The sequence below is a fragment of the Shewanella sp. S1-58-MNA-CIBAN-0166 genome (assembly GCF_040310085.1).
In the GTDB taxonomy this organism is placed as follows: domain Bacteria; phylum Pseudomonadota; class Gammaproteobacteria; order Enterobacterales; family Shewanellaceae; genus Shewanella.
Genome location: NZ_JBEOPN010000018.1, coordinates 64,120 through 78,830 on the forward strand (window position 1 = coordinate 64,120; position 14,711 = coordinate 78,830).

14 protein-coding genes are annotated in these 14,711 nt (G+C 40.5%); 8 read left to right on the forward strand and 6 right to left on the reverse strand.

What is annotated here, in order from left to right; all coding sequences use genetic code 11:
• Positions 1-31 precede the first annotated feature (31 nt).
• From AAEY99_RS12395 to rlmN, 3 genes are read right to left on the reverse strand one after another with little or no spacing between them, the layout of a single operon-like run.
• Positions 32-1,009 (reverse strand): RodZ domain-containing protein, encoded by a 978-nt coding sequence (locus AAEY99_RS12395; protein ID WP_351010664.1) that lies wholly within the window; start codon positions 1,007-1,009, stop codon positions 32-34.
• Positions 1,009-1,794 (reverse strand): type IV pilus biogenesis/stability protein PilW, encoded by a 786-nt coding sequence (pilW, locus tag AAEY99_RS12400; protein WP_101085522.1) that lies wholly within the window; start codon positions 1,792-1,794, stop codon positions 1,009-1,011. Before pilW ends, AAEY99_RS12395 begins: the two co-directional genes overlap by 1 nt.
• Before the next feature lie 31 nt (positions 1,795-1,825).
• Positions 1,826-2,947, reverse strand: a complete 1,122-nt coding sequence (gene rlmN / locus AAEY99_RS12405) for a dual-specificity RNA methyltransferase RlmN (RefSeq protein ID WP_011636587.1) — start codon at positions 2,945-2,947, stop codon at positions 1,826-1,828.
• 147 nt (positions 2,948-3,094) lie between these two features.
• Between rlmN and AAEY99_RS12410 the strand changes: the two genes are divergently transcribed.
• The 4 genes from AAEY99_RS12410 (at position 3,095) to AAEY99_RS12425 (ending at position 7,158) form a co-directional block, all read left to right on the forward strand.
• Entirely contained in the window at positions 3,095-4,144 is a 1,050-nt protein-coding gene (locus AAEY99_RS12410; protein ID WP_162024297.1) for a CNNM domain-containing protein, read from the forward strand.
• Between the two features lie 221 nt (positions 4,145-4,365).
• Positions 4,366-6,102, forward strand: a complete 1,737-nt coding sequence (locus tag AAEY99_RS12415; protein WP_101085525.1) for a bifunctional metallophosphatase/5'-nucleotidase — start codon at positions 4,366-4,368, stop codon at positions 6,100-6,102.
• 174 nt (positions 6,103-6,276) lie between these two features.
• Positions 6,277-6,579, forward strand: a complete 303-nt coding sequence (locus AAEY99_RS12420; RefSeq protein ID WP_059747853.1) for a hypothetical protein — start codon at positions 6,277-6,279, stop codon at positions 6,577-6,579.
• 57 nt (positions 6,580-6,636) lie between these two features.
• Positions 6,637-7,158 (forward strand): GNAT family N-acetyltransferase, encoded by a 522-nt coding sequence (locus tag AAEY99_RS12425; RefSeq protein WP_351010666.1) that lies wholly within the window; start codon positions 6,637-6,639, stop codon positions 7,156-7,158.
• A gap of 185 nt (positions 7,159-7,343) precedes the next feature.
• On the opposite strand, the gene AAEY99_RS12430 is transcribed toward AAEY99_RS12425, so the two are convergent.
• Positions 7,344-7,556, reverse strand: a complete 213-nt coding sequence (locus tag AAEY99_RS12430) for a DUF3820 family protein (protein ID WP_041413444.1) — start codon at positions 7,554-7,556, stop codon at positions 7,344-7,346.
• 748 nt (positions 7,557-8,304) lie between these two features.
• On the opposite strand from AAEY99_RS12430, the gene AAEY99_RS12435 reads away from it, so the two are divergent.
• From AAEY99_RS12435 to AAEY99_RS12450, 4 genes are all read left to right on the forward strand, one after another.
• Positions 8,305-9,051, forward strand: coding sequence for an AAA family ATPase (locus AAEY99_RS12435; RefSeq protein ID WP_351010668.1), 747 nt, complete (start codon positions 8,305-8,307; stop codon positions 9,049-9,051).
• A complete protein-coding gene (locus tag AAEY99_RS12440; RefSeq protein WP_351010670.1) occupies positions 9,011-9,433 on the forward strand; it encodes a hypothetical protein in 423 nt (140 codons plus the stop codon). The genes AAEY99_RS12435 and AAEY99_RS12440 overlap by 41 nt, the downstream gene beginning before the upstream one ends.
• Positions 9,434-9,813: 380 nt before the next feature.
• On the forward strand, positions 9,814-10,638 hold the full coding sequence (locus tag AAEY99_RS12445; protein ID WP_351010672.1) for a M90 family metallopeptidase: 825 nt from the start codon (positions 9,814-9,816) through the stop codon (positions 10,636-10,638).
• 49 nt (positions 10,639-10,687) lie between these two features.
• Positions 10,688-11,293, forward strand: coding sequence for a nuclear transport factor 2 family protein (locus AAEY99_RS12450; RefSeq protein ID WP_162022599.1), 606 nt, complete (start codon positions 10,688-10,690; stop codon positions 11,291-11,293).
• Positions 11,294-11,410: 117 nt separating this feature from the next.
• Here the strand turns inward: AAEY99_RS12450 and AAEY99_RS12455 are convergent, their stop codons facing one another.
• A complete protein-coding gene (locus tag AAEY99_RS12455) occupies positions 11,411-12,865 on the reverse strand; it encodes an HDOD domain-containing protein (RefSeq protein ID WP_162024296.1) in 1,455 nt (484 codons plus the stop codon).
• Positions 12,866-13,388: 523 nt separating this feature from the next.
• On the reverse strand, positions 13,389-14,705 hold the full coding sequence (gene aceA, locus AAEY99_RS12460; protein WP_101085537.1) for an isocitrate lyase: 1,317 nt from the start codon (positions 14,703-14,705) through the stop codon (positions 13,389-13,391).
• Positions 14,706-14,711 lie beyond the last annotated feature (6 nt).

Below are 14,711 nucleotides of genomic sequence, written 5' to 3' on the forward strand. Positions count from 1 at the left end.
GCAAATATGCTCTACTGCTGATGCTAAAGCATTATGACGCTTTAGGCAGGGTTAATCTTGCAACTCGACCGTTGGCAAACTCAGCTAAACTGACATTATTGCCATCGAGGCTGATGCTGGCTACTTGAGGAGCACCCAGAATCACTTTAAAAGGTTTTATTCCACGAACTTCAATTCGTTGTGCCGAATTCTTCACGCCATCAACCATCACTTTGCCATTAGCATCAGTCACGTTAACCCAACAGTCACCGGTAAGCTCAATGGTTAATACACTTTCGCCACTGGTTAAACTGGTGTCTGTTGTTGATGAAGATTCAGTACTAGCAGTTGTAACACTGCTGCTAGCCGCTAATTGTTGTGCAGTACTGGCTGCATCTTGTGCCGTTTGAATCAGCTTATCTTCGGCTTCTATTGCTGCCTTGTTAGCCGAATCTGTTGCACTATCATTGCCTTCGTTACCTACATCATTAGCAGTAGATTGCACTGAGCCACTTCGAATGATCTGTTGCGGTTCAGGCATGTTACTTTCAGCAGCAATCTCTTCAACGGTAGGCTGCGATAAATCAACATTGGTTAGTAACGATGATTTCTGTACCCACCACAACACTAACATGGCAATCAATACGGCAACGATAAGATAAGTCACTAAATTAAGACGACTATTACGAGCTTGATGAGTCGTTTTACGTGAAAAACTTTGCATCGCAGGCGCAACAATTTCAGGCAACTGATGGCTTAAGCATTGTTGAATTTGGTTAATGTCAGCACTCACAACACGGGCATAATTTTTAATATAACCTCTAACATATGTGGTGGAGGCAATATTAACAAAAATGTCATTTTCAAGATCATTGATAATCTTGGGACGTAAATGCAATTGGGTTGCTACGGTCTCAATTGAGAGTCCCTTTGCTTCGCGAGCCGCTTTTAAAATGGCGCCAGCAGTAACAACATCCTTTAACAATGACGTTTCTTCTACGTCTTGTTCTACTTCGAATTCTTTAGTCATTAATTCAAGTTAGCTCTATAATTTTTGGCTTGTGGAGATGCAGGAAACTTAGCAATAAGTAAAATGCCAAATCGTTTTACGGCTTCTATATCATTCGCCGCCCGCTCAATCTTAATCCCTAAGGCTAAACTTTCTGCTGATTCGCTAGCAACTCGATGGTATCTTGCGAGTTGTTCGCGCGCATTGCCGTAGTCAGCATCTTCCATGGCTAACTCGGTTAATTCTAATAACGTTACTTTACGTCTTTGATCATACTTTAACGCCATATTAAAATACTGTCGCGCTTTTTCTTTATCACCGGCTTTACGGCTGCATACGCCTAAGTTTTCATAACTCGATGCGGTACGGGTATATTTAGGTGTTTCAATCGCCGCAAGAAACATTTTCTCAGACTCAACAAAATTATTTTGCTGACACAAAAACACCCCAAAGTTATTCCGTGCATCACCAGTAACATCACTCAAGCTAATGGCTTTTTTATATGACTCTTCTGTTCGCTCTATATCACCAACTGTTTGATAATAATAAGCCATTGCCATATGAACTTCACTGATATTCGGTGCATATTCAACAGCTTTATTTAAATTGTACTTGGCTTGTTCACTATTTCCACGATTTAGATAAGTTAACCCAAGTTGCATTCGTTCTCTAGCGGCCCCCTGCTTATCAAACCGACGCTCTGCTACAGGGGTATCAGTACCACTGTAAGTACGCTCAGTAACACAAGCAGTGACGGACAAAGCCACTAAAGTAATCAGAACAACCTTTTGCATTCCGTGCTTCATTTATAAGCCTATTATCTATGCAAACAACGAGTTATTCCATTGTGACTGAAATCTGATTCTGTTGCATTTGTTTTTTTGCTAAACGCTTTGTTCTATCACGAATATCGCCAGCTAGTTGGCCACAAGCAGCATCAATATCATCACCACGAGTTTTACGAACAATCACAGTTAGGCCGTGTTCCATCAACACTTTAGAAAAACGATCTATGCGTGAGTTAGATGAACGACCGTAAGGAGAACCAGGGTACGGGTTAAACGGAATTAAGTTAATCTTACATGGAGTATCTTTCATTAGAATCGCAAGTTCATGCGCTTGGTCTGTGCTGTCATTAATATGATCAAGCATGACATATTCAACCGTCACGCGGCCGCGATTTGCATTAGACTTTTCTAAATAACGACGAATACCCGCTAAAAATTCTTGTAATGGATATTTTTTATTAACTGGAACCAACACATCGCGCAGTTCATCATTTGGTGCGTGAATACTTACCGCTAATGCGACATCAATGGCGTCACCTAATTTATCAAGTGCAGGTACTACACCAGAGGTTGATAACGTCACTCGACGTTTAGATAAACTAAAGCCAAAATCATCCAGCATAATATCCATCGCAGGGATCACGTTAGCAAGGTTCAGCAAAGGCTCACCCATCCCCATCATCACTACGTTAGAAATTGGTCGATCGCCAGTGTCTTTATGGAAACCTAAAAATTGCGATACACGCCAAACTTGGCCAATAATTTCAGATACCGTTAAATTACGGTTAAAACCTTGTTGGCCCGTTGAGCAGAAGGTACATTCTAAAGCGCAGCCGACTTGTGACGATACACACAAGGTCGCGCGGTCTTCTTCAGGAATATATACGGTTTCAACTTCTTGGCCTTGGCCAACATTGATAGCAAATTTAATAGTGCCATCATTCGACTTTTGAAAACTCGCAATTTCAGGCGCAACAATTTCACATTTCGCTGCAAGTTTGGTACGCAACACTTTGTTTATGTTGTTCATTTCTTCAAAGTCAGTGACACCAAAGTGATAAACCCACTTCATTAACTGATCGGCACGAAACGGTTTTTCGCCCATCTCACTGAACAACGCCCGTAGTCCTTTACGATCAAGATCTAATAAATTGATTTTCTTTACACTCATTCGCCTAACCTCAAAACACCAAAACCTGTAACAGGGCGGCGAATTATACAGTTAGCATCACGTTTTAGCCAGTATATCTGCATCTAGTGATATGTTAGTATTACTGCAGGCTATATGGCCTTCTACGAGGAAGTTTTTACTCACACTATGTTAACCCTTTTATTGATTGTTTCTTTTGCTATTTTGATTTCCTTTTTGTGTAGTATTTTTGAAGCAGTTCTCTTATCTGTCACTCCAAGTTATATCGCAACCCTAAAAGAAACTAACCCCTTTATTGCTGCGCAGCTAGATAAGCAAAAGCAAAATATTGACTCTCCTTTAGTGTCTATCCTAACGCTAAATACCATCTCACATACCATGGGTGCTTCTATTGCTGGCGCACAGGCGGCTATTGTGTTTGGTAGTCAAATGCTTGGGGTATTCTCTGCTGTTCTAACTTTTTTAATTTTGTTCCTCTCAGAAATCATCCCTAAAACACTAGGGGCTAATCATTGGCGTAAATTGGCGCCATCGGTATCGGTATGCCTATTCTGGATGGAAAAAATGACCATGCCTTTAATTTGGATGTCTCAAAAAGTCACCAATCTGTTAGGCAAAGGTAATAACGGTCAATACATTCGTCAAGAGCTCGGCGCGATGAGTAAAATGGGTAAAGACAGTGGTGAGTTAAGTGAACAAGAATCACAAATTTTAACCCAAATGTTATCGATGAAAGACATGCACGTCAGCGACATCATGACCCCCAGAACGGTAATATTTAAATTATCGACTCACATCACTCATGCGCAATTTATCGACCAATATTTGTCGAGCCCGTTTACTCGTTTTCCGATTTACCAAGGTGACCGAGATAATGTGATTGGTTATGTCAATCGTAATGACATTATCCTTCAGTCTCGACAAGCACCAGATACCGAAATTGGTACTCATTTAAAAACGTTACTTGTAGTCCCCTCTTCCGTAAGAGTATTGCCACTGTTTCAATTAATGATAAAACGTAATGCTAAAATGGCATTAGTGGTTGATGAATATGGCTCAAGTGAAGGGATAGTGACAATTGAAGATATCATCGAAACCTTAATTGGTTTAGAAATCGTTGATTCAAAGGATTTAGCTCCCAACATGCAAGCTCTGGCGCGTAAGCTGTGGCAACGACGAATCAAGAATAAAGGGTTAGTTATATACGATGATAATTAACTTGGTTAATTAAGCCACTTGCGCACGGATACATAATCAAAAAATCAATTATTAACATTCTGTTGGTCGCATTTTTTAATACAAACTGTATTGGCTATATCCAGCCAATTAGTACCATCATTTCCGTTGTTTGAGCTGCAATATAAAGATCACAACAACGCGCAGTGATGACATGTTTAGCTAAATTAGTATAAGATGGTGACATTATATTGAGGAAAAAAATGTCACATATTTATCGTTTATCTATAGCTCATATTAATGACACTCATTCTAACTTCGAACCTAGTCCAGTCCAGTTTAGCCTGACAGCCCAGCAACGCACTTATACACTTGAAGGCCATTCAGGTGGCTATGCGCGTTTAGGTTACCAAATTGAACAAACAAGGCAGCAAGCCGCAGCCGAGCAAACTCCATTTCTATTTTTACATGGCGGCGATAGCTTTCAGGGCACTTTATATTTTAGAGAGTTTCAAGGTGCCGCCAATGCACACCTTCTTAACTTACTCAAACCTGATGCCATGGTGTTGGGTAATCACGAAATCGATGCAGGTAATAGCCCTGTGCAGGCCTTTTTAAACCGTATCGACTTTCCGGTATTAGCCGGAAATATGGATTTAAGCGCAGAAGATAGGCAGAAAACAGGTCGATTATACGGCCACCCGATGTTGTACGACTTTGATGACAGTACCGGGACAGCAAAAGTATTGATAAAGCCATTTCACGATATTCAAATGGCTATTATTGGTATTACCTTAGATCAAATGCATTTAATTGCTAGGCCGGATCCCGATACCCACTTTGTTAATGCTATCGACACTACCCGTAAAACAGTTCAAAAACTGAAACAGCAAGGCATTAATCATATTATTGTACTAAGCCACCTAGGTTTAGACCAAGACCAAGAACTTGCTGCCTGTGTCGACGGCATAAGTCTAATTGTCGGCGGACATTCTCATACTCTCCAAGGTAATATGAGCAACATTGGCTTAAGCGATATTCCTTACGCAGAAACCATAAACTCAACGCCTATTTTGCATGCCGGAAAATATGCAGAAACGCTGGGTATTGCTCAAATCAATTTTGATTCAAATGGCAAAGTAACCGAACTTATCGGTAATAACTATTTTATGCTTGATGACAATATTCATGTCAGCACTAAAGACGGACAGCCTGCCGATAGTGCTATTGCCGCAGATTTAATCGAGCAGTTGTTCAATCACCCAAGCATAAAAGACGCTAAGCATGATGATGCTATTCATCAGGTGATTCACAGCCAATACCGCCCATCATTAGATGCGCTAGAAAACCAAATACTGGCTCATATACCTCGAAACTTTGTCCACACTAGGTTGCCCAGCAAACAGCTGCCTCATGGCAGTGAAATAGCCCCTTGGGTGAGTCGTAGCATGTATAAAGCGGCTAAATATATTGAGCCAAATATCGATTTTGCACTCCATAATGCGGGAGGTGTAAGGCAATCACTCAATAAAGGGCAATTATCACTTGCCGATGTTATTGGCCGCATTTTGCCATTCGAATTACCCCTAACCTTGTATCAAATTATGGGTAAACATATTATTGAAGCTTTAGAATCGTCCATCAATAGCGCTACCAATAATGGTATTGTCGGCACAGGTGCGGGCAGTTTCCCCTACCCCTATGGATTACGCTACTTCTATGATGGTAAGCGAGTTAAAGGCCAGCGGATCACTCAAATTGATATCTACAAGCAGGATCAATGGCAAACTCTTGAATCTAATAAGTTGTATATTGGCGTATCAAGTTCTTATACCGCAGCGGGTAAGGAAGGTTATGATGCGTTATTGCATGCCCACTGGCAGCAACCGATGAGCAATCAAACGCTGCCAGAAGCCTTCATCGATTTTGTTAGTCAACATGGCCATCTCATTACGGGACAACTGTTTACAAATGTACATTACATTAGCCATCGCGATTAAACGGCAACTTCATATATTTAGAAGACAATACCTAAAAGAAACCACCTAACAGCAGATAGAAGACAATAATTCGCGGTAGATCACAGACCATAATGAGCAGAGATGGTTAAATAGTTCAAAGGTTGAATTAATATCCTCATTAATTATCATTTTTGGCAAAATAGGAATACATACATGAAAGCTAAATTAATTGCATTTGCTGCCGCTGCCACTTTGGCTATGGGTGTTTCTTCTGTATGGGCACAAGGTGCTTTGCATCAAGGCGAAGTACTCGACACCATGAATGGTGGCGGTTATACCTACGTTCAACTAAAAGAAGCTGACAAAACATATTGGGCTGCGGGTCCGCAAACTGAAGTGGCTAAAGGCGATAAGGTAGAAGTGTCGGAACAAATGTGGATGAGCGACTTTAAAAGCTCAAGCCTAAACAGAACCTTTGATAAAATCATGTTTGTTGGCAATATTAATAAAAAATAGTACGTTTTATCGTAAAAAACTTACATAATTGGCCAATCTTATCGATTGGTCTTTTTTATGAAAAACTCAATAAATCAACCTCATCAAATCGTTGATTTTTCTGCATCCTATGCAACTCAAATAAGTGAATTATACCATACGGCTGTACAAGGCATTATTCATCCAAGATACCCGACCTTAAAACTCAATGCGTGGTCATCAGCACCCCGTTCGGCTAAATTTTGGCAACTACGATACAAACGAAATAAAGCCTGGTTAGCACTTGATAACCAAAAGGTCATTGGTTTTATTAGTCTAGAAACTCATTTTAAACACCTGGGGTATATTGACTGCTTATACGTTCACCCCGACTATCAGCAGCAAGGCATCGCCCGCGCACTCTATAAACACTTACAACATTGGGCTCTTCAGCAACCATATCCTTATCTCAGTGTTGATGCGTCATACTTATCTAAACCGTTGTTTGAAGCTATGGGATTTGTTTTGCAACAAACAAGCTATCAACAAAAGTGTGGCCAAACGTTTACCGGCTTTTACATGAAAAAACGGTTAATAGACTCGCTACTAGGGCGGGCTTAGTCCTGCGAGAACGCTATAAAAGCGATAACGAGCGTTAAAAGCCTAGGTGCTAGGACGATAACGAGCGAACGCTTTGACCGCTTTATTTAACAGCGTAGCGATCTAGCAGGACGCAGTCCGCGCTAGCCTCTAGGCTGTTACGTTCGTCATCGCTTGTTACCAGCTTCATCGCTTACTACCTAGCTTCACCGCTTTAACAGAGGTTGTAGCATTTCTTCCAATCCATTGAGCTTCACTTCATACATTAATGCTAGTTGCTCACCAAGTTTGCCTTCAGGAAAACCTTTAGAGTGAAACCAAACCAAATAAGGTTCTGGTAACTGCAGTAATTTACGACCAGCATATTTACCAAATGGCATGGTTTGATTAATCGCTTCTAACAATTGCTGCTCATTCATCACTTATGGCTCCACGCCTTTGTTTATCGATTAGGTTAATGTAATACCGATTACATTAACTATTTTATCAGTTCAAAGCCTTTATCAAAACTGCTTTAAGTTAAGCAAAGTGAACTGACAATGCACGCGATTGACATTACGGGCCATCAAAAAAGTACAACGAGTGAAATGCACAATGAATTGATACTGGGTTAATTAATGAGAGGTTAGCTACTCATTAATCAACCAACCCAGAGTAAACTCATGCTGAATGAATCGTCGCCTCTATTCAAACTCACCCCAGGCTCAGTTCAAAAGCGATTGTAACTGACTATATCGGACAATAATAAGACCACTGGTTAGCGTAAAATAACCGATTGAATCAAATTTAAGCTTAAAATAACTCGTTTTGCTGCATCCCTAAAATATATCAATTAGCTATATCAAAATAGATTTATAGTCATTTAATGCATATAAAACACGTATTCATATTTTATATGCATTGAAAACACCTCATAAAACAACGATGTTATTTGCACATAACAGCTGCAAGTCATTATTAAATTTAACCTTTCACTAACATTGGCGGATGCAAACCTTTGCTGTCAATTTTCTGCCTTTATGGTCAAAAAAGTCAAATAACCGCCTCGAAGACATTAATAAAAAACCGTCAAAAATCAGCTAATTGACTAAATCTATAACCATTATTACAGTGTAGTATCAATTACATTTAACGGTGTAAGTTAGTTATATTGAGAGGGCAACATCCATGATCATATTAGTTGGTGGTGAAAAAGGGGGGAGTGGTAAAAGCTGCCTTGCGCAAAATATTGCAGTCTTCCTAACCAATGAAGTTCAAGCCAGCGTGATTATGGTCGACTGCGATCCGCAAAGAACCACATCAGACTGGATCCAAGCTCGGAACAACAACCCAAAACTGCCGGCCATTAACTGCGTGCAGCTGTATGGCAAAATTCGTAATGACTTGCTCAGCTTAAAGCAACATTATGACTATGTTATTGTCGATTGTGGTGGCCAAGATAATCTAGCGCTTAGAGCAACCATGTCAGTTGCATCCTATGTATTAATGCCATTGCGCCCAAAACGACGAGATTTAAAAACCGTCAGCCATATGGACGATATCGTCTCAACTTGTTTGATGATAAACCCAAAAATGAAAGCATCATTTGTGATCACTCAATGCCCAAGTTTACCGAACCAGGCAAGCAGAATTACTGAAGCAAAAGATGTCTGTCGTACTTATGACATTAATGTATTAGATGCCGTTAACTACAGTCGCAATATTTACGACGACAGTGAAGAATCTGGCTTATCAGTATTTGAGTTAGAACCCCAAGGTAAAGCTGCAGAAGAAATGCGCAATATTGCCTGTGAATTACTCAACATTACTGATGCAAAGCAACTCATTGAACAGCGCAATACTGCATCGAACGTGACCACGATGAGAGGAAATTATGGGACTAGCCGATCTCAAGAAAAACGCTTCGTTATGTAAAAGCACCAATAACATTGCAGTATCAATTGATGACTTTATTGCAGCAGCCGATTTATATGCTGCTGGCCAAGACCGCCCTCAACATGAGGAAAAGCAAACGCTAATGACAAGCGATGCAGGTAAGCAAAACAATATAATCGATTTTTTACAACGAAAATATCCACAGCATATAGAGCCAATAAAATCGGTCAATAAAAGTAAACAGCAACCTTATAGACGTTGTACCTATACCTTAAGTGAAACGGCAATAAGCCAGCTCGCATTACTCAGTCAGCAGGGAGGAGTTGCAAAATCAAAACTTATCAGGCAGTTGATTTCACAATATTTTAGTCTATCTCCACAACAACAAAAACGGTTAGATGTTAGCTTTACAGACCAATAGTTAATTTTGCAGACCAATAGTTAATTTTGCAGACAAATAGTTAATTGAACATAAATTTAACCAAACACAACGACGACCACTTTATCCCCGCCCTTTCACTGGCAGTAAATATGAGACTAATATTTGCTAGCCAGTGCTTTTACTTAACCAAAATCCCAACCTACACGTTAAGCAAACTACGTTATCACTTATGGCTCCCATTGCTATTTAGTTTTTCCTAAAGCTTGAATTTGCTAACAAACTGCCCCATTAAATACTCATGGAATTAAACAGCGACTAGCGAATGAAATAAATGAGCCATGCTAAAAATTGCAAGCTCAGATAATACATAAGCTTAAAATAACAATCTTAACGCCCTCTTCGACTACCAGGACACTTCTATGATCGCGATTGTAATATTGCTCGTTATATCAATAACAGCTGTGGCATGGATTGTCAGTAGCCAATGGCGCCTCAACCGTCAACGTAGCATTGTCGCCAGCAAACCATTTCCCACTCAATGGCGTCATATATTAAAAAAGCGTTTTCCTTATTTCAAAGCCATGCCGACGGATTTGCAACTTCAACTCAAAAAGCATATTCAGATATTTATTGATGAGAAACAATTTATCGGTTGTGACGGATTCGAAATCAATGACGAAGTAAAAGTGACGATTGCAGCCCAAGCATGTTTATTATTACTCAACCGTAAAACTGACTATTACCCAAAACTTAAACAAATTTTAGTCTATCCAAGCGCGTTTATCGTTGAGAAAAACCGCACGGATCTCGCAGGGGTACAATCAAACCAACGCAATGTGTTGCTTGGAGAATCTTGGGAATATGGCAAAGTCGTATTGTCATGGAACAGCACTATAGAAGGCGCTGCCGATCCGTTTGATGGTAGCAATGTTGTTATACACGAATTCGCTCACCAGCTTGATCAAGAAGATGGAACAGCTAATGGTGCACCACCACTGCGCGATATCACTTCATATCGCTCATGGTCTAGCACATTGGGGCAAGAATTTAAGCAACTTCAGTATTGCGCTCAACACCATATCCCGTCATTATTTAACTATTACGGCGCGACCAACCCGGCGGAGTTTTTTGCAGTGATAAGTGAAACGTTTTTTGAACGACCCGTGGAGTTTTACCAACAGCATCAACAATTGTATAAAGAATTGAGCCAGTTTTATCAGCTAGATCCAATAAATTGGCATTAAAAAAGTATTAAAACACATAATAATAATTTACTAGGTTAACAGGAATACTATGCAATCAATCATTCACCGACTCGGTTTTATTGCCGTGTTAATGACGACAGTGGCAGCCTTCGATTTACACGCAACTGAAGCCGAAGAATCAACACTTGAACAAAGCCAAACTGAGCCTAAAAACAAACAAGTTAGTCAGCAAGTGAGCTCCGAAAGTGAAGCTGTTATAAAAGACATTAGCCAAAAAAATGAGTTAATTGATAGCCAAGGCTTATCAGAAAAAGACAACCAAGAAGTCAGCGCCTTGTTAAATTTATTACATGAAAGTGCAGCTGCTGCTGACTGGACCACTTATTTTAGCCTTTATCATCCACAAGCGGTGTTTATTGGTACCGATGATTCAGAGCGTTGGAATATGGTTGAATTTGAGCATTATGCCAAACCCACTAAAGGCTGGCGTTACGATTTAAAGTCACGTCACTTGTTACAAATTGACGATACCATTGTATTTGACGAGCAGCTCTATAGCCCGGCGTATGGCATCAGCCGGGGTACTGGTGCGTTGGTACAAACTTCTGAAGGATGGAAAATAGCGCAATATCATTTGAGTTTTCCAATTCCAAACGATAAAGCCAAACGTATTACCAGCTTAATTATGCAATAGCCATTAAACAATATGGTGGCCATTGTCGAGTATGATGACCGCCATAATAGTGAATAGTTAACGCTTCACTAGACACTAGACAGATTGTAGCGAATTGGAAACTATTCAATAGCCACCTTATGTCATCGACACCCCAAAACACACGTTAGCGAGTTCACTAAAGTGAGTAAAACTGTCGAAATCCTCTTGCTCAAAACAACGTCCAGATCCCTGCCTGTCCGCATAAAATAATCCCAACACTTTATGGCCAACAAAGAGTGGTGCTAATAAAAAGCCATTTTGAGAAAAGCGTTCAACTAGCACATCATCAATTTGTACTTTGCATTCTTTACTGGTGGGTGCATTGACCCACACACTCTTTTTTTGCCCTATACATTGAGTGAAAACCGATCGAGGATCGTCTAGTTCAATCACAAAGGCTTGTTTCAACAATTCAGCGCCATCCCCCATCATCACCCTAGGTTGTAATAATTTACGGCTTGGAGAGAGTAACAGTACACCACAACGGTCTAAGCCAACTCCGGTTAACATCCCTTCTAATGTGGTTTGCATTATTTGATTAAAATCAGTTTTAACCACTGCATAGTGGGTTAATTGTCTCAATTTACTTAACTGATAACCTTGATTGGTTAGCCGAATTTCAGTGGGCTCAACAGGAGAGTCGACATGTTCTAATACGTCTGCGGTATTCGGTAAATAAGACACTATGGCTTTGGCACCATATTCAATGGCTAATTTATGGGTTATTTTACTGCAATCGATAAATTTTTCAGTAAATTCATCCACACTGATGTCTAGCATTTCTGCGGCTTGAGATAGGCGCTTATGCAGTTCTTCAGGGTTAACTTTAGGCTGCGACACAATTTCTGATAACTTATCGGCTAAAAAAATACAACGGATCTCAGGCATGCGCTCATCGGGTTGTGCTAAAGACTTAATCAGCACTTCACCTAAGCCCCAGCTTCTGGCAATACTTTGGGTCAGCTGGGTAAAAGAGGTGCCTAGTTCAGCTCGAATCAATGAGTTTTGTTCAATTTTATTGTCAATGGCTAACAGCTTATTATCAAGCTGTTCGGTCAATTCACCGCCCATACTCCAAAAAGCGCTTTCGCCTATTCGATACAATAACGAGGCAATAAACACCTCTTCACGTAGCGATTCTCCACGGTCGCTCATCATCATTCTGGCGAGCATCGCCGCTTGAAAAGATTGCGCCATCAGTTTTAATAAACGTTGATAGACACCTTCGCTCAGGTGCTTATTTTCAAGTAAACTGGTGAGTAGTTTTGCGGTAATGCATATGTTGCGGATAGTATCAAAACCTAATACTACCGCTGCACGGCTAACGGTCGAAACAGGATTAATACCTTTATTGTAAGTGGCGCTGTTTGCCACTCGTAAAATACGCGAGGTGAGTGCATTGTCGTGCATGACACTTCGACCTAACAAAGATAACGAAGACACATCGTCTTTTGCCAACTTTTCTAAATCACGCACAGTTGAACATAATGCAGGCATTTCTTGATCACTAATCCGCTTGGTCCAGTAATCAGCCCCTTTTTGCTGAGTCATCGCCTTCAAAAATTAACCTAAATATAACAAACATTGTTTTCAGTATACTCAATTTCATCACAGTGTCTTGTAGATATTGCTATTCACTCAAGCTAGCTCACGTATCAAAGCAAAACAACAATACTCATATCCTAGCGCCTACTGGTTGATGAATTAATCTCGCTGATGCTAGTACAACAAGTAAGCGACATGTTACATCGCTATTACATCACTTTATTCAGGAATAGCGATTTTTGAGCAAGTGTGGTTCGAAATAAATGGGATTCATCTGGGCGCAAAAGTGACATCTACATAAACGATAAATATTGGGCAAAAAAAAACGGCTCACAAGAGCCGCAATCACAATAGTGTGGTTGGAAAAAACTTACGGGTAGGAAGTATCCAAACAATCAGGTTTAACAACTAAGCATTCGCTTATAAACCATCATATGAGGATAAAAATCCCGTACGACCTGTAGGTGAGCCGCACGGGGTTACAACAGCCACAAAGTGACCAAACTTGTAAAACGGTTGGGACTAACGATTAAAACTGTTCTTCTTCAGTAGAGCCCGTTAGCGCTGTTACTGACGATTTACCGCCTTGAATACACGTTGTCACTTGATCAAAGTAACCTGTACCCACTTCTTGCTGGTGCGATACGAAGGTATAACCTTTCTTAGCCGCAGCAAATTCAAGCTCTTGTACTTTTTCAACATAATGCTTCATGCCTTCACCACGTGCATAGTCATAGGCTAAATCGAACATGTTGTACCACATGTTATGAATGCCCGCTAACGTGATGAACTGATACTTATAACCCATGTTAGACAGCTCTTGCTGGAATTTAGCAATCGTTACATCATCTAAATTCTTCTTCCAGTTGAACGAAGGTGAACAGTTATAAGCTAATAGTTGATCGGGGTATTTTGCATGAATGGCATCAGCAAATTTCTTCGCTTCTTCAAGACAAGGTTTAGCCGTTTCACACCAAATTAAATCAGCATAAGGAGCATAAGCAAGACCACGTGAGATTGCTTGGTCTAAACCAGCTCGAACACGGTAGAAACCTTCGTTAGTACGTTCACCGGTAACAAATTCACGGTCATATTCATCACAATCAGAAGTCATTAAATCAGCAGCATTAGCATCAGTACGTGCAATAACTAAGGTATCAACGCCACTAACATCTGCCGCTAAACGTGCAGCAACTAACTTTTGCACCGCTTCTTGGGTTGGCACTAAAACTTTACCGCCCATGTGACCACACTTCTTAACAGACGCTAATTGGTCTTCAAAGTGAACACCTGCAGCACCAGCATCAATCATCGACTTCATTAGTTCAAATGCATTCAATACACCACCAAAACCGGCTTCTGCATCAGCAACGATAGGTAGGAAATAGTCAGTGTAATTGTCATCACCAGGATTTACTTCTTTGCCCCATTGAATCTGGTCAGCACGGCGAAATGAGTTATTAATACGGCTCACAACAGCAGGTACTGAGTTTGCTGGGTAAAGTGATTGGTCTGGATACATAGTGCCCGCTAAGTTAGCGTCAGCAGCTACCTGCCAGCCTGATAAGTAAATCGCTTCTATTCCCGCTTTTGCTTGTTGTACAGCTTGACCACCAGTAAGTGCGCCCAGTGAGTTTACGTAGCCTTTTTTAGCGCCGCCGTTAACCAGTTCCCACAATTTTGCAGCACCCATTTTAGCAATGGTATTTTCTGGCACAACAGAGCCACGTAATGCGACAACTTCTTCAGCAGTAAAAGGACGCTTAACCGATTTCCAACGTGGATTTTCAGCCCAATCTTTCTTAATTACATCAACCTGTTGCTGACGAGTAAGTTGTGTAGTCATAGTGTC